The organism is Pontixanthobacter sp. CEM42, from assembly GCF_017812015.1.
Taxonomy (GTDB): Bacteria; Pseudomonadota; Alphaproteobacteria; order Sphingomonadales; family Sphingomonadaceae; genus Pontixanthobacter.
Window position 1 is genome coordinate 976,211 of the sequence record NZ_JADQTN010000001.1, and the last position, 16,405, is coordinate 992,615.

Annotated in this window: 14 protein-coding genes; 11 read left to right on the top strand and 3 right to left on the bottom strand. The window is 56.6% G+C overall.

Annotated features, from left to right (window positions below; all coding sequences use genetic code 11):
- Positions 1–65: 65 nt before the first annotated feature.
- Positions 66–1,190 carry a molecular chaperone DnaJ gene (gene dnaJ, locus J9777_RS04755; RefSeq protein WP_209347612.1) on the top strand — a complete coding sequence of 375 codons (1,125 nt, stop codon included), beginning with the start codon at positions 66–68 and terminating at the stop codon, positions 1,188–1,190.
- Here dnaJ and J9777_RS04760 read toward each other — a convergent pair.
- Positions 1,187–3,502 carry a patatin-like protein gene (locus J9777_RS04760; protein ID WP_209347613.1) on the bottom strand — a complete coding sequence of 772 codons (2,316 nt, stop codon included), beginning with the start codon at positions 3,500–3,502 and terminating at the stop codon, positions 1,187–1,189. The two genes, dnaJ and J9777_RS04760, sit on opposite strands and share 4 nt — an antisense overlap.
- Positions 3,503–3,565: 63 nt before the next feature.
- Positions 3,566–4,207, bottom strand: coding sequence for a DUF1287 domain-containing protein (locus J9777_RS04765; protein WP_209347614.1), 642 nt, complete (start codon positions 4,205–4,207; stop codon positions 3,566–3,568).
- Between the two features lie 80 nt (positions 4,208–4,287).
- On the opposite strand from J9777_RS04765, the gene radA reads away from it, so the two are divergent.
- The 9 genes from radA to rnr all read left to right on the top strand — a co-directional run bounded on the left by radA (position 4,288) and on the right by rnr (position 14,523).
- Complete coding sequence (radA, locus tag J9777_RS04770) at positions 4,288–5,652, top strand: DNA repair protein RadA (protein ID WP_209347615.1); 1,365 nt, start codon at positions 4,288–4,290, stop codon at positions 5,650–5,652.
- Between the two features lie 14 nt (positions 5,653–5,666).
- Positions 5,667–6,191 (top strand): CvpA family protein, encoded by a 525-nt coding sequence (locus J9777_RS04775; RefSeq protein ID WP_209347616.1) that lies wholly within the window; start codon positions 5,667–5,669, stop codon positions 6,189–6,191.
- Positions 6,188–6,631, top strand: coding sequence for an iron-sulfur cluster assembly scaffold protein (locus J9777_RS04780; RefSeq protein ID WP_209347617.1), 444 nt, complete (start codon positions 6,188–6,190; stop codon positions 6,629–6,631). Before J9777_RS04775 ends, J9777_RS04780 begins: the two co-directional genes overlap by 4 nt.
- 39 nt (positions 6,632–6,670) lie before the next feature.
- Positions 6,671–8,296 (top strand): MFS transporter, encoded by a 1,626-nt coding sequence (locus tag J9777_RS04785; protein ID WP_209347618.1) that lies wholly within the window; start codon positions 6,671–6,673, stop codon positions 8,294–8,296.
- A complete protein-coding gene (gene alr, locus J9777_RS04790; RefSeq protein ID WP_209347619.1) occupies positions 8,289–9,335 on the top strand; it encodes an alanine racemase in 1,047 nt (348 codons plus the stop codon). The genes J9777_RS04785 and alr overlap by 8 nt, the downstream gene beginning before the upstream one ends.
- Before the next feature lie 74 nt (positions 9,336–9,409).
- A complete protein-coding gene (gene phaR, locus J9777_RS04795; RefSeq protein ID WP_209347620.1) occupies positions 9,410–9,964 on the top strand; it encodes a polyhydroxyalkanoate synthesis repressor PhaR in 555 nt (184 codons plus the stop codon).
- Positions 9,965–10,010: 46 nt separating this feature from the next.
- Positions 10,011–11,558 carry a proline--tRNA ligase gene (proS, locus tag J9777_RS04800; protein ID WP_209347621.1) on the top strand — a complete coding sequence of 516 codons (1,548 nt, stop codon included), beginning with the start codon at positions 10,011–10,013 and terminating at the stop codon, positions 11,556–11,558.
- Between the two features lie 18 nt (positions 11,559–11,576).
- Positions 11,577–12,167: a DUF805 domain-containing protein gene (locus J9777_RS04805; RefSeq protein WP_209347622.1), complete on the top strand. Its 591-nt coding sequence runs from the start codon at positions 11,577–11,579 to the stop codon at positions 12,165–12,167.
- Between the two features lie 64 nt (positions 12,168–12,231).
- Entirely contained in the window at positions 12,232–14,523 is a 2,292-nt protein-coding gene (gene rnr, locus J9777_RS04810; RefSeq protein ID WP_209347623.1) for a ribonuclease R, read from the top strand.
- On the opposite strand, the gene J9777_RS04815 is transcribed toward rnr, so the two are convergent.
- Complete coding sequence (locus J9777_RS04815) at positions 14,520–14,975, bottom strand: universal stress protein (RefSeq protein WP_209348605.1); 456 nt, start codon at positions 14,973–14,975, stop codon at positions 14,520–14,522. The genes rnr and J9777_RS04815 overlap by 4 nt on opposite strands.
- Positions 14,976–15,120: 145 nt before the next feature.
- Between J9777_RS04815 and J9777_RS04820 the strand changes: the two genes are divergently transcribed.
- Positions 15,121–16,404: a pyruvate dehydrogenase complex dihydrolipoamide acetyltransferase gene (locus tag J9777_RS04820; RefSeq protein ID WP_209347624.1), complete on the top strand. Its 1,284-nt coding sequence runs from the start codon at positions 15,121–15,123 to the stop codon at positions 16,402–16,404.
- Position 16,405 lies beyond the last annotated feature (1 nt).

Consider the following 16,405-nt stretch of genomic DNA (forward strand, 5'->3'; position numbering starts at 1 on the left):
ATGGAATGCATGACCGCCACCGATGCCAATAGCGTCGGTGGCGGCACATGTTTGGGATGGACCTGATGTCTTCGACCGATTTTTACGAACTTCTTGGCGTTAGCCGCGACGCGGATGATAAGACGATTAAATCGGCTTACCGTAAGCTGGCGATGCAATATCATCCTGATCGCAATCCGGGTGATGCAGAAGCCGAGGCCAAGTTTAAAGCCGTCGGCGGCGCTTACGAAGCGCTGAAAGACCCGCAAAAACGCGCGGCCTATGATCGCTTTGGTCACGAAGCCTTCGAGCAGGGCATGGGTGGAAGCGGCGGAGGTCGTGGACCGCAAGGTGACTTTGGCGATATCGGGGATATTTTCGAAACCATCTTCGGTGGTGGATTTGGTGGCGGCGGTGGCCGTCAGCAGGCACGACGAGGTGCCGATCTGCGCTACGACATGGAAGTCGGCCTAGAAGACGCCTTCCACGGCAAAGACACACAGATTGAAATCGAAGTTTCGCAAGGCTGCGAACCATGCGGCGGTTCAGGCGCCGAGCCCGGCACCGGCACCCGCGGGTGCAATCTATGCAACGGTCATGGTAAAGTCCGCGCGAAGCAAGGTTTCTTCGTGGTCGAGCGGTCGTGCCCAACATGCCATGGACGCGGTGAAGTCATCGAAGAGCCGTGCCGCGAATGCCGCGGCGAGGGCCGGGTAGACAAAGCTCAAGCGCTCGATGTGGAAATCCCACCTGGCGTTGATACCGGCACTCGCATCCGGCTATCCGGCAAAGGCGAGGCAGGACCACGTGGAGCCCCTCCGGGTGATCTCTATATCTTCATCCACATCAAAGAGCATCCGGTGTTCGAGCGTGAGGGCACAACGCTTCTCACACGCGTTCCGATCAGCTTTACGACCGCTGCTTTGGGTGGCTGCGTAAACATTCCTGACCTCGACGGTAGCACCAACAATGTCGACATCCCTGCCGGCATCCAATCGGGCAAGCAGCTTCGCGTTCGCGGCGGTGGTATGCCGGTACTGCAGGGTCGTGGGCGCGGGGATCTGATCGTCGAGATTGCAGTCGAAACGCCGACCAAGCTGACCAAAGACCAGAAAGAAATCCTGGAGCAGTTCCGCGAGACCGAAACGGGTGACGAATGCCCTGAAAGTCGCGGTTTCTTCGACAAGCTAAAAGACGCTTTCGGCGCTTAGCTCAGGCGATCAAGTACCTCTTTACGAATGGTAACCAGCAGGTCGGGATCAGCAGTTAAGCGGTCCTCTTCCTCATCCAGAATAGCTAGGAATGCCTGACGTTTGAAACGCGCACAGGCGGCATCGGGCAAGGGATGCTCTAGCGTAGAGCAGACAAGATCGATCATCCGCTCGGCGCCATGTAGGCGGCCCCACAGATAGTCATTCTCACGGTAAGTCCGGCTGAAGAACGCTCCGAAATTGTAGAATTCGGTCCCGCGCAAGGTGGCCTTTGTACCGCCTTCACGAATGGATTTGGCATCATCGGGAGAAATGCGGTCGACCTTGATTGGATCGAATTCCGTCAGACCTTCGGTTCGCATGAGTGGTAGCGTCGCGACATCGTAGAACGGGAAACCGAGATAGGTCAGCAGCATCCGCCGCCGCAGGTCCTTTGGCATATCCTGCATTGCTGCGGCCAATATGATCTCGGCTTGCTCGTCGACCTCGGGCAGCAAACGTTTAGCCGCTAAATATTCGAGAACTGCGCCGGGCTGCTGCAAGACATTTGCCGCCAATTCGCCGAACTCAGCATCGGCATCGCCGCGCTTCTCTTGATCAAAATAGAGCGCGAGGATTTCGTAGATCGATTTGCGAGCGGCTTCTAAAGCATCATCCGGAATATCAGGATCAGCTTCCCAATCGCGTGCAAGCCTCCTTGCCAACAGCCTCAACCGGCGAATCCTGAAGCCGAGATCATGCGCGCGGAAAAAGGCGATGGCCTCTTTACTCGCACCGCCATCGGGATCGGAGAGCGAACTCAGTCCCCGTTTCTCTAATTCAGCAAAGAAGCTCGCAGCAATGGGGGTAGCGTCGGGAAGGCCAGATGCTGGTGCCGCTTCGAATGTCAGCTGCGCGAGTTTATCGACAATGCCTGTAAATTTGGCTTGCGCGTAGGAGCTGAAGGCAAAGCCGGAATATTCTGCTGCCGCCTGCTGCGCTTTATTGCGCCATGCAACGAGCCGTTTCGGCGTTGGCTTGTTTAGAAAGAGCGTGCGGCCGAAGAGTTTCTCTACGGCGCGTTCGACTTCAGGCCGAAGGCCCGTCACCATACGCCTCAGCGCTTCAGCCTCGCGCGATTGCTGGTCCAATTGCTCCAGATTGTCTCGGATTGGCTGTTCACGCGGGATCGTGGAAAGCGAACCGAATATCGCGGCGAAGAACCCGACCGGCTTTTGCTCCTGCTCCGTTTCGGCCCCAAACCGGTCTGGGCGCGGATCGATATAAACAAAGCGCCGGTCAACTTCGCGCTGAGCAGGGCGACCTTTCAAAGCGTCCATCGCGCCGCCAAACGGGGCGTTGACCAGCACAGAACCATCGATCAACGCAACGTTGGCGACGTCATCCGTACGACTATGAACCGGCATAATGCGCTGCAGGAATTGCTCTCTGCCATGCCATTCAATCGAAGTACACTCACAAAGCTGGTCGACTTCGGCAACTTGCAGCGGCGGGAAAGCACCGGGGAAACTGGCCGTTGCGCGCGCTGCAAATGTGAGCTCGGCAAGATTTGCAAGATTCGCTCCGGCATTTGCAGGTGTCGCGGAAGAAAAACTGATTGGCATCCGATGCTCGCTTTCCTCGACAATCTTGGGACTGTTCAGTCTGAGCAACTCCAAATGTCCGTGAAAATCTGTTGCGGTCACAAACAGATCAACCGGATGGCTGGGTGGCAGAAGCGGTTGTTCCAGCGGTGCACTCTCCATCGTTGCCAACGCATCGTGCAACAGCTTGGAGAAGCCTGAACCCGAAAAAGGCGGTTCAAACCAGCGGCCGCGCACGAGGTGCGAGACTTTGCGACGGACCTCGTCGCGCGTTTCCGGCGCTACGCTTTCAGTCACAACATTGCCCGGACGCCGCAATATCCATGAGGCGATCGGCTGCGCCCAGAACTTCGCGAACCGCCACATCGGGCGGGCATCTGGATCAACCAGTTGATCGACATCAGCCATATCCAGCCACAAATCGGTCAACGGCTCTAACGATTGTCCGGAATGAATGGCCTGTGCCAGAAAGACTGCATTGATCCCGCCTGCGCTAGCACCGGTCAGGATGTCCGGAAGGACACGAAGACGGAGGCCGTTTTCGTCCTCAACATGCTGGAGCAGATCGCGGTAAACGCCTTGCACGCCTTCAGACCGAGCTTCGCCCGAATGAAACGCACGGCTCGCCTTGGCTAGCTTCCAGAGCTCCTTTGTGACGCCGTGCATGTAAACGGCAAGGCTCACCCCGCCATAACAAACCAGCGCAATCCGGAGTTCCTTCTGCCTCATGGGTTTAGCGTGGCAAATGCGCCCGATAGCAGCAAGCGCAAACACAAATGTTTGATGGATATCTCAAACTTGCCAGCGGAAATGGCCGTCCAACGGGTGCGCAAAGACCACTGCTTCTTCGCGTGCACCGCGCCCAATATTGTGCACTGCCAGCAATGTACCATCACTCTGGCGCGCTGATACGATGCCGATATGCGGCAATCTGCCGCCAACCTTGCTGGTGAAGATGTCGCCGACCTGCCAGTCATCCGGATCGGTGCTGATGGGTAGGGCAGCTTCGTTGCGCTTCAGAAAAGTCTGCAGATTGGGGACGCGCCGATGGTCGATATTACGGTCAGTAGAACGAAGCCCCCAATTGTTCGGGTATGCGGAGAAATTCGCTTTCATATCTTCGTGGACGAGCTTCTGAAGATCGAGGCCCAATGCGTCACGGTATGCGCGAATGACCACATCGGTGCAGACACCGCGAGAACGCGGCACATCGCCGCCGGGATACTGTAGACCCGTGTATGAGGGATCGTAAGCTGTGGTCACGCCGATTTGCTCGCGGGCAGAAGCGATCAATCTCGCGGCACGTTCGGTTGGAGTATCCTCAGTGCTCTGCGCGATCGCGGTGCTCGCTTTGGAGCAAGATGAGAGGAGCACGCTACTCAGCGCCAATCCGCCAATGAATTCGCGCCGTCGGATTGTCTGCTGTATAGTCATCGGGCAAATATTCTCCATCGCAATGAACGGGCAGTGAATTCCGCGCTTGAGTTCTTATTTTGTTCCAATTATGGAGAGCCATGGCAAAACCAAAGAAACGCTATGTTTGCGCGGCTTGCGGCTCGGTCTCACATCGTTGGCAGGGCCAATGCCCAGATTGCGGCGAATGGAACACATTAAGCGAAGATGTTCCGGCCACAGTTTTCTCCCAAAAACATGATCTATCAAGTGGGGGCAGGGCGGTTGAGTTCGTAGAACTGAACGCCCCGGGCGAAGAACTGGTTCGTCAACCGACAGGTCTCGACGAGTTTGATCGCGCGCTAGGCGGTGGATTGGTGCCCGGTTCGGCGATTTTGATGGGCGGTGACCCCGGCATCGGTAAGTCGACTCTGCTTCTGCAAGCGGCAGCCAAAATCGCAAAAGACGGACGCTCAACAGTCTATGTCAGCGGTGAGGAAGCGGCCGGGCAAGTCCGCATGCGTGCCTCGCGGCTCGGCTTGGCTGATGCGCCGATTAAACTCGCTGCAGCTACTTCCGTGCGAGACATTTTGACAACGCTTGGATCGATGGAACCGCCGAAGCTGCTTGTGATCGATTCGATCCAGACAATGCACTCGGACACTATTGAGGGCGCTCCTGGAACGGTCAGCCAAGTACGCGGCTGCGCGTTCGAGCTGATCCGATATGCCAAGGAAAACGGCACGGCGCTGGTATTGGTTGGACACGTGACCAAGGACGGCAATATCGCCGGCCCGCGTGTGCTCGAGCATATGGTTGACGTGGTGATGAGCTTTGAGGGCGAGCGCAGCCATCAATACCGTATCCTCCGTGCGCTCAAAAATCGCTTTGGTGCTGTCGACGAGATCGGCGTGTTTGCAATGGCTGGCAAAGGCTTGGAAGAGGTTTCCAACCCATCAATGTTGTTCCTCTCGGGCCGCGATACTCCATTAGCTGGCAGCGCGGTGTTCCCGGCTTTGGAAGGAACGCGGCCTGTGCTTATCGAGGTCCAAGCTTTGATCGTCAGGTTGCAGAGCGGCGCGACCCCGCGCCGTGCAGTGGTTGGTTGGGACAATGGCCGGTTAGCGATGCTCCTTGCTGTTCTCGAATCGCGCTGCGGGCTTAATTTCAGCTCGGCAGAGGTCTATTTGAACGTGGCCGGTGGTTACCGCTTATCAGACCCCGCTGCTGATCTAGCAGTTGCGGCCGCGCTGGTCTCGGCACTGGCTGACAAGCCGTTGCCGACACAGAGCGTTTGGTTTGGTGAAGTATCTCTCGCGGGAGAGATACGCCCCGTGGCACATGCCGGTTTACGGTTGCGCGAAGCAGCAAAACTGGGATTCACGTCGGGCGCGGGCCCGCAAGATGTGGAAAATTCACCTGGTCTTAACTATCGGGCGGTCAAACAGCTTGCTAACCTCGTTGACCAAGTGGTCGCATCTGAATAATCCTACGGGCCGATATGACCGGTTTTGATATCATTGTGCTGATTATCGTCGGGGTCGCGGCGGTTGGTGGCTTTCTGCGCGGGTTAGTGCAGGAAATGCTGTCGCTAGCCGCATGGCTGTTGGCGATTTTTGCCATCCATTATCTGCATACGCCGCTCTACCAAGCATTGGGCGAATATCTCGAATATAACACGGCGGTGGCTATTCTGGCCTTCGCCCTGCTGCTGCTTATACCTTATGCCGGTATGAAGCTGATCGCGGGGCGGGCTGGTGAAGCGTCCCGGGCGTCGCTTCTCGGACCGATTGACCGGGTGCTAGGTTTTGGCTTTGGTGCGATCAAAGGTGCACTCATTGTGGTTATCGCATTCTCGGTGCTGGTGCTCGGCTATGACTCGGCATGGGGCGTGGCTGGTCGACCGGGTTGGATAACCACCGCGCGAACATACCCTGTGGTCAACGCTGGTGCGGATGGTCTGGTTCAAATGATCGAGCAACGGCGCGCCAGCTTGAGCATTCAAGAAGCAGAAGAAACCAATTGACCGCCAGCCAGGGCGCGGCGCGGCTCTATACCCCTGAAATTCTCGGGTTGGCGGTAGAGCTTGCGGATTATCCGATAACCGAAGAACAGGTTTTGCGGGCGAATGTCCGGTCGCGGTCGTGTGGTAGCACGTTGGCAATCGCAATCGAACCTCGTGAAGACTCGTCGATCCAGTCCATCGGCTTACAAGTATCTGCGTGCGCAACTGGGCAAGCTTCAGCAGCTATCTTCGCCAAGGCCGCAAAAGGAACGACCAAAGCCGATCTGCAGCGAGCAATGCGTTCGCTAGAGGTCTGGTTGGCGAATGGATCGGATTTGTGTGACTGGCCTAGCTTAGCGCTACTTACAGAAGCGAGAGCCTATCCCGCGCGACATGAAGCGATCATGCTCCCGTGGAGAGCAGCGGTTGCGGCGCTTTCCAAGGGCGAAACAGACGGCTAGAAGCCGCTCTTCAGGATTCTTGGGGAGGGTCACAGCGCCATGAGCGAAACCGCAGCACCGACAGTTCACGAGCCGAGTGAGAAAGAAATCAGACTTGTGATCGCCGCATCATCGGCGGGTACGATTTTCGAATGGTATGATTTCTTCATTTATGGTGCGCTTGCCGGACTAATTGGCGCGGCATTCTTCCCATCGGACAATGCGACCCTGCAGATGCTGCTGGTATGGGCGGGCTTTGCCGTCGGTTTTGGTTTCCGACCACTGGGTGCGGTGCTCTTCGGTTACCTCGGCGACAAGCTTGGTAGAAAGTACACTTTCCTCGTAACGGTGACATTGATGGGTATCGCGACGGCGGGCGTTGGCTTTATTCCGAACGCTGCCTCTATCGGGATTGCCGCGCCCATTATCGTGATCGGTCTGCGTATTCTGCAGGGCCTTGCTTTAGGCGGCGAATATGGCGGCGCGGCGATTTACGTCGCAGAACATGCTCCACCGGAGAAGCGCGGCTTCTATACCAGTTTCATTCAAGCCAGCGTTGTTGGTGGGTTTGTCCTGAGTATTGCCGTCGTTCTAACCTGCCGCGCGCTGATCCCGGCTGAGGAGTTCGCGGCGTGGGGCTGGCGCATTCCATTCCTGCTCTCGATTATCCTGCTGCTGATCTCTCTATGGATGCGGCTGAAATTGTCCGAGAGTCCGGTCTTCAAAGCAATGAAGGAATCGGGCGAAATGGCCGCCAATCCGTTCGTCGAGAGCTTCACCTATCCCGGCAATAAGAAGCGGATTTTTGTAGCTCTGTTTGGCGTAGCGGTCGGTCTCACTGTGATCTGGTACACCGCGTTTTTCTCGACTCTTTCCTTCCTGAAGGGTCCGATGCGGGTCGATGGGCTGACATCCGAGATCATCATTTTCATTGCCGGTCTGCTGGCGATGAGCTTCTTTGTAATTGTCGGCAAATGGTCGGACCGGGTCGGGCGTAAGAAACCGATCATCATCGGAAACATCCTCACGCTTGTCCTGCTGTTCCCATGTTTCTGGGCAATCGGTGCATTGGCCAATCCGTCGCTCAACGCCTCCGCCGCCGCTGCACCAATCGTGGTGAGCGGGCCGGATTGTAGCTACGACCCGTTTGCCGAGAGTCAGGAAACGCAATGCGGCAAACTGCTGGAAGATCTGACCGATGCTGGTGTTCCCTATACGTTGAACGAGGGCGGCACACTCTCTTTGGCTGCCGGTGCATCACCAATCGCTCTGGATGGCTATGATTGGGACGATGCCACTGCACGTCGTGCTGCTCTAGAGGACGGTCTCGCTAGTTCAGGTTATGACTTTTCGGTGCAGAGCCCGCCATTCATAAATCTAGCTGGCATTATCGCCGTGCTGCTTGTCCTGGGAGGCTTATCCGCGCTGACCTATGGTTCGGTGGCCGCGTTGCTTTCAGAGATGTTCCCGGCCCGAATTCGGTATAGTTCGATGTCGATTCCATACCATTTGGGTGCCGGTTACTTTGGCGGGTTCCTGCCACTCATCGCGGGTTACATCATCGCCAAATCGGGTGATGCCTATGCGGGCCTGTGGTACACGTGGATATTCACCGCAATCGCGCTGATGGTTGCATGGTGGGGTCTGCCCGACGGACCACCGCGCGACTTTGAAGAGAATGCCTGACGCGCCTCCGCCAACGCTGCGGCTTCGTATTGATACCGAAGCGCTCGCTAGAAATTGGCGTGCCCTGGATGATATGGCGCGCTCTGCGCGTGCCGGAGCCGCCGTGAAGGCAAACTGTTATGGGCTTGGCGTAGATATCTGCGTGCCTGTATTGCGCGATGCAGGCTCCAAGCTGTTCTTCGTCGCGCATTGGAGCGAAGTCGCCGCCGTTGCGCGGCATGTTCCTCCCGAGCAGATAGTAGTTCTGCACGGACCGATCACGAGCGAAGATGCCGCATACGCAAAAGCACTTGGCGTACTGCCGGTTATCAATTCGATTGCACAGGCTAGGGCGTGGAACGATGCAGGGGGCGAGGCGTGTCATCTAATGATCGACACCGGGATCAACCGGCTTGGTGTCAGCCCGAGCGATCTTGCTGATCCCGCAATCCAAGCGCTGAGCGTGCAGATACTAATGTCTCACCTCGCCTGTGCCGATGAAGATAGCCCGATGAATGAAGCGCAGCGACGCATGGTTGAGGGATGTCGATCTGAGGTTGCGCATTCTCAACTAAGCTTGGCAAACAGTGCAGGCGTTGCATTGGGGTTGGACTACCATTTCGACGTCGTGCGACCGGGTCTGTCCCTTTATGGAGGCGTGCCTAGGTCAGAACTGTCTGACGTGATCCGGCAGGTCGCATATCCAGAGGCCGCAATAATGCAGGTCCGTGCACTCTCCACCGGTGATCAAGTCGGCTACAATGCGACCTTTACTGCTGATCGCGATATGCGCGTTGGAGTCGTGTCACTCGGATACGCTGACGGCTTCCTACGCAGTTGGGCCGGAAACGGATTTTTGCGCAACGACGGTCGCCAATTACCACTCCTAGGTAAAGTATCGATGGACATGATTGTCGTCGATCTCACAAATGCACCGGAGCTCGTTGAAGGCGATTGGCTCAATGTGCCTTACAGCCTACCGGAAGCATCGAAAGTCAGCGGTCTATCGCAATATGAGCTACTGACCATTTTGGGACAACGCTTCCACAATCAGGGGTAAGTGTGCCACATATGTTGCGCTGCACATGCTGCGGGTGCTAACGCAGCATCAACTGCAACATAAAGGGCTCATCCATGGCCAAGCGCGACGCGCAGACCGGCGACAAGGTCACGATCAAGAAATACGCCAACCGGCGGCTCTATAACACCTCATCATCTAGCTACATCACGCTTGAAGACCTCGCGAAAATGACTCGTGACGGAACCGAATTTGAGGTTGTTGATGCTAAGTCCGGCGATGACATTACACATTCGATTCTAACGCAAATCATCATGGATGAAGAGGCCAACGGTAAGCAGATGCTCCCGGTCGGCTTTCTGCGCGATCTGATCTCTATGTATGGCAATTCGATGCAATCGATGATGCCGCAATATCTTGAAGCGTCGATGGCAAATTTCCGCGCCAACCAGACCAAAATTCAAGAGGCCTTCAAGCAGGGCCTCGGCAATAATCCATTCGCCAAGATCCACGAGAATAACATGGCGATGATGCGCGCGGTTGGTGAAGCTATCTTGCCAGGTAACAAGGACAGCGCAGAAGCTACGCCGCCAAGTCAGGATGATGAAATCGACGCTCTGCGCAAACAAATGGCAGAGATGCAAAAAAAGCTCGACGAAATCGGTAAGTAGCCTCCGCTACTTTCGTAACGTCACATCAGACAAAGCAGGAATTATTGTGTCTAACATCCGCCACGCCTTAACGGTGAAACGCGCTGACGATTTTGCAGCGTGGTATCAAGAAGTCATCTCCGCCGCCGACATGGCCGAGGAATCGGGCGTACGCGGCTGCATGGTGATCAAGCCGTGGGGCTACGGCATTTGGGAGCGGGTGCAGTATCTGCTTGATCAACGGATCAAAGATACCGGCCATGACAATTGCTATTTCCCGATATTCATTCCGCTGTCGAATTTCGAGCGTGAAGCTGAGCATGTTGAAGGCTTTGCCAAGGAAATGGCGGTGGTTACACACCACCGGCTGATAACGAATGGCAAAGGCAGGTTGGTGCCCGATCCTGAAGCGAAGTTGGAAGAACCCTTGGTGGTTCGTCCGACATCGGAAACGATTATCGGTGACGCGATGGCGCGTTGGATTCAGAGCTGGCGCGATCTGCCGCTCAAGATGAACCAATGGGCCAACGTCGTCCGTTGGGAAATGCGCACACGGATGTTCCTGCGCACGAGTGAGTTTCTCTGGCAGGAAGGTCACACCGCGCATGACGGAGAGGCCGAAGCCAAAGAGCACACCTTGCGGATGCTTGAGGTCTATCGCTCTTGCGCTGAAGAAGATCTGGCGATGCCTGTGATCGCCGGTGAGAAGCCCGAAAACGAGCGGTTTCCGGGTGCGGTTGAGACATGGTCAATTGAAGCGATGATGCAGGATGGCAAGGCTCTGCAAGCTGGAACGTCGCATTATCTCGGCACGAATTTCTCCGAGGCTGCTGGCATCAAGTTCCAGAACAAAGACGGCGATCAAGAGCTTTGTCATACAACAAGCTGGGGCGTTTCAACTCGTATGATCGGCGGCGTCATCATGACGCATGGCGATGATGACGGCCTGCGCGTGCCGCCAACGATTGCACCATGGCAGGTTGTGATCCTGCCCATGCTGCGCGGGAAAGATGAAGATGCTGATGCGGCTATCGTCGACTATTGTGACAGCTTGAAGGACTTGCTGGAAGGCGCAATCACCTGCGGTGAAAAAGTTCGCGCCATGGTTGATAAGAGCCACGGGAAAGCTGCTGCCAAACGCTGGAACTGGGTCCGCAAGGGCGCGCCGATTGTTGTCGAAGTCGGCAGCCGCGACATGGACAATGGTGTGGTCAGCCTACTGCGCCGCGATGCCTTGTGGGCGGAGAGTGGCAAGCCTGACTTCCACGCACCTTCGAAAGCAGACGCTGCCGAACAAATTCCAGCGATTCTTGAAGAAATTCAGACTAAACTGTTCACTGAAGCCCGTGATCGGCGCGATGCAAATATCACGCGTGACATTGCGACAATGGATCAGCTGACGGAGTTCTATAACGACAACGCACAATACCCGGGTTGGGTGGAAGTGCAGTGGTCGAAGCCGACCGGCCCGGCGCTGGAACAAGTGGTCGAGCAGCTAAAAGCGCTCAAACTGACCATTCGCAATGTGCCTATGAACGCTGAGCCGAATGACAGTCCGTGCATCTTTACCGGCGAGGTTGCCGTTGAGCGCATCTATGTTGCTCGTGCGTATTAAGGATCAGGAGACCCAGTCATGATTGCCGCCATCGGATATAATCTGAAACGCCTGTTTGATTTCAAGGGCCGCGATGGGCGTGGCGTCTTCTGGCGGTATTTTCTGTTTGTTGTCTTCCTCAATATTGCCGTCATTATCGGCGCCACGATCCCTGGATTGATGGGAGTGTTTGCCGAAGCTAGCGCGGTGGCCGACCCCAGCAATACGGTAGCAGTCGAAGCCGCAGCTCTTGATGCTATGATGGAGCAAGGTCTGCCGGCTACACTGGTACGCACTGGTATCTGGCTCGGCATTCTCAACATTGTCCTGATGGCCGCCGCATTGGTCCGCCGTGCGCATGATAGCGGCCTGCCAGGGTTGGTTCTTGCGATTCCGCTGGGTCTGCAATTGGTATGGATGTACTTCTCCTACCGTCAACTCGACGGTTTGAGCGAAACGCTGCGCGATGCTGTCGCAACCACACAGGCCGGCGGCGAGCCGGAAGTACAAGCCGGAATGATTGCGCAAGATTTGATCGGTTGGATGGTTGTTCTGATTATCGTCGCTATAGGACTGATCAAATCGCAACAAACACCGAACCAATATGCCGACGGACCGACCAACGTTTGACGGCAATCTAGGCTAAGCCGCCTATTCGAGTGACACGGGCTTCTACCGCGTCCATAGGCCGCTCATGTCCAAACGACCTACCAAACGTCCACCTCCAGGCTTGCCTACGCGTGAGCAGGTTCTCGAATTCATCCAATCTGCCGACAGTATTGTCGGGAAACGGGAGATCGGGAAGGCTTTCGGCCTGAAAGGTCAGGAAAAGATCGCCCTCAAGAAGCTGTTGAAGGACATGGCCGAGGAAGGCCTGATCGACGGCAAGCGGACGGCCTATCACCGGATGGGCGGCGTTCCGAAAGTCACCGTTCTCAAGGTCATGGATATCGAAGATGGTGAGGCGTTTGCGATCCCCGATGCTTGGGAACCGGATGATGGCGCACCGCCGCCGCGCATTCGAATCATCGAAAAGAAAGGCGGGAAGGTTCGCCATGCCGCGCTGAAGATCGGCGACCGTATTCTCGCACGCAACGAAGAAGTTGGCGGCGGGTGGCAGGCGCATATCATGAAGAAGCTGCCGGCCCCGACCGAAGGCTTGATGGGCGTTGTCGAGCTGGACGGTGCCGGAAAGGGCTGGCTTGCTCCCGTCGATAAGCGCGTGCGCGATTCATCACCAATTGCTGACCTTGGCGGTGCTGAAGAGGGCCAACTCGTGATGGCTGAACCTGCTGGACGTAGTCCGCGGGCGGGGGTCAAAGTTGTCGAAGTGCTGGGTGATCCGCTCGCTCCGAAAAGCTTCAGCCTGATCGCAATTTCCAAGCACGGTATCCCCAATATTTTCCCGGAGTCGACGCTGGCGGAAGCCGAACTTGCGGCCAAACTGCCTTTGAGCGACGAGAAGCGCGAGGACTTACGTCACTTGCCGATTGTCGCCATCGATCCATCCGATGCGCGTGACCATGATGATGCCATCTGGGCCGAACCTGATGGCGAGGGGGGCTTCAAAGCAGTCATCGCGATTGCCGATGTAAGCTTCTACGTTCGTCCCGGCGGAGCGTTAGACCGCGAAGCACGCAAACGCGGCAACTCGGTGTATTTCCCCGACCGCGTTGTCCCGATGCTGCCCGAAATTCTCAGCGCAGATGTATGCTCGCTGCGGCAAGGCGAGGGCCGCGCCGCAATGGCATGCCACGTCACCATTTCGTCAACGGGCAAGATCACTTCCACTCGCTTCACTCGCGCTATCGTGAAGATCGACGAGGTTATCGCCTATGAAGAAGCGCAGCGTCGGATTGACGACAAACACGCGTCCGAAAATCTGCAAAACCTGTGGGCCTGCTGGAAGGTGCTCGATGCTGCTCAGACTGCTCGCGACCCGCTGGAGCTTGATCTGCCAGAGCGCCGCGTAATGCTCGATGATCAGGGCAAAATTGCCGAGATCGCGGTCCGTGAACGGCTTGATGCGCACCGCGTCGTCGAAGAATTCATGATCACCGCCAATGTCGCGGCCGCCAAAGCGTTGGAGAAGAAGACAGCACCCGTCGTCTACCGTGTTCACGAAACTCCTGGGCGGGAGAAGCTGGTCGCGCTGAAGGACTACCTCGAGACCTTCGGCAAGAAGCTCGCTCTCGGGCAAGTGATCACGCCAAGCCTGTTCAACCGGATGCTGAAAGATGTCACCGAAGAGTCCGAAAAAGCGCAAGTGATGGAGGCCGTCCTCCGCACGCAGACGCAGGCCTATTACGGTCCAGCCAATATGGGGCATTTTGGCCTGTCGTTGGCGTCCTATGCGCACTTCACCTCACCAATCCGCCGCTATGCCGATTTGCTGGTGCACCGCGCTCTGGTGGATTCGTATCAGCTTGAGCAACCCAAGCCCAAAGCCGACTTGCCGCCACAGTCCGGACTGTCCGACAAGGACCGAGAAGATCTTGGCCAAATCTCGGATGCGATCAGCAAAACCGAACGCCGCGCAATGGAAGCCGAACGCGATACGATTGATCGCTATGTCGCGGCATGGCTCTCGGGCCGTGTTGGTGAGACTTTTAAAACGCGCATCACCGGCGTGCAGTCCTTCGGCTTCTTCGCAACAATCGAAGGACTCGGTGGAGACGGATTGGTGCCTGTCTCAACACTAGGCTCCGACTATTTCCGCTACGATGAAACGGCACAGTCGCTTGTCGGTGAGCGTAGCGGTGTCAGCTATTCGTCTGGCGACCGGCTGGAGTTGCGGCTTGGTGAAGCAAACGCTCTAACCGGTGCGCTCAAATTTGTGCCGTTAGACTCTGACGGAAACCCGATTGAACCGCGCGGCAACCGCTCTGCATTCCACCACAAAGGTAAACCGAAGCACAAAAAATATACGAAGGGTAAGCGCGGCAGGCCGGGCAATATCCGTCACCAAGGCAAGAAAAAGCGCTAAGCCGTCAGACGGTCGATCTCTTCATTCGAGAAGCTGCCGGGAACGATATAGAGTGGGCAGGGCAGCGCTCCGGAATGTGCGGAGAAGTGTGCGATCAGCGGGCCGGGTTGCCCCTCTGCGGCTGCACCCAGCACCAGGGCCGCCACTTCGGGGTGTTCGCCGAGATATTCCTTGATTACAGCCTGACCTTCGCCGGTTTTAACCGAGATCGTCGGCATTTTCCCGCTTTCAGAAAACAGATTACCGGCGGCGCTGCTCGCCAGCACCTCCGCTCTGTCGCGGGCTTCTTCCTCGATGGTCGCTTGCACAGCGCCGAATGCGTTGAAATTCTGTTTTGCGACCAATGCGAGAATATGCACGCCGCCGCCTGTGGCCAATGCCCGCCGTGACGCGAAACGCAGTGCTTTGCGCGCTTCGTCGGTCTCGTCCATGATTACCAGATAGGTCCGCACCCGAATTCCCTTACGACAACCAATATGGTCGGCCATTTGCGCGTAGCTATATCTAGTGAAAACGTATTCGGCGCAAGAACCTTGCCCGGAACGCGCAAATTGGCCAGAGAGACTGCGTAGGCCAAAACAGGATTTCCGGACCGATATGCCAACCCCGATTAAGATGCCCGCTCTCTCGCCAACTATGGAAGAGGGTACTCTCGCCAAATGGCTCGTCAAAGTGGGCGACACCGTCAATTCCGGCGATATCATGGCCGAAATTGAGACCGATAAAGCCACGATGGAATTCGAAGCCGTCGACGAGGGCGTAATTGTCGCAATCGAAGTCGAAGAAGGAACTGAGGGCGTTCAGGTCGGCACTGTAATTGCCACACTAGCTGGCGAAGACGAGGATCCGGAGGAGGCTGCAGTAGCGCCCAAGGAAGCAGCACCAGCGCCTGAACCAGCTGAAGAAGAGGCTGCCGCACCGGCTCCAGCTCCCACGCCAACGCCCGCTCCGGCAGCAGCGAAACCTGCTGCACCGGCCGGCGACCGCGTGATTGCTTCACCGCTAGCGAAACGGATTGCCGAGCAAAAAGGCGTCGATCTCGCCTCAATCACCGGTAGCGGTCCCAATGGCCGGATCGTCAAAGCCGATGTTGAAGACGCTAAGCCAGGCACAGCAGCGCCCGCGGCTTCGTCTGCGTCCACAAGTGCTGCGACAGCACCCGCTGCTCCATCTGATCTGCCAGACTTCGGCATCCCGCATGAGGACGAGAAGCTCAACAATGTCCGCAAGGTCATTGCGCGCCGCCTGACCGAAGCGAAACAGACCATTCCTCATATTTACCTGACGGTTGATGTGCAGCTCGATAAGTTGCTCAAACTGCGCGCGGAACTCAATGCGTCGCTGGAGCCGCAAGGTATCAAGCTATCAGTCAACGATTTGCTGATCAAAGCGCTAGCTAAAGCATTGATCCAAGTGCCAAAATGTAATGTCAGCTTTGGCGGTGACGTGTTGCGCACATTCTCCAGAGCCGACATTTCCGTAGCCGTTGCTGCACCAAGTGGATTGATAACGCCGATCATTGTCGATGCAGGCGACAAGACCGTTTCAGCGATTTCCACCGAGATGAAAGAGCTTGCCGGCAAAGCCCGCGACGGCAAATTGCAGCCGCACGAATATCAGGGCGGAACGGCCAGCCTTTCGAACCTCGGCATGTTCGGGATCAAGCAATTCGACGCAGTGATTAACCCGCCACAGGCGATGATACTGGCGGTTGGTGCCGGCGAGAAACGCCCGCATGTGGTCGATGGCGCACTTTCTGTTGCCACGGTAATGAGCGCAACAGGCAGCTTCGATCACCGCGCAATCGACGGCGCAGACGGCGCGCAGTTTATGCAGGCCTTCCAAACACTGGTGGAGAATCCGCTAGGATTGCTGGCGTAAG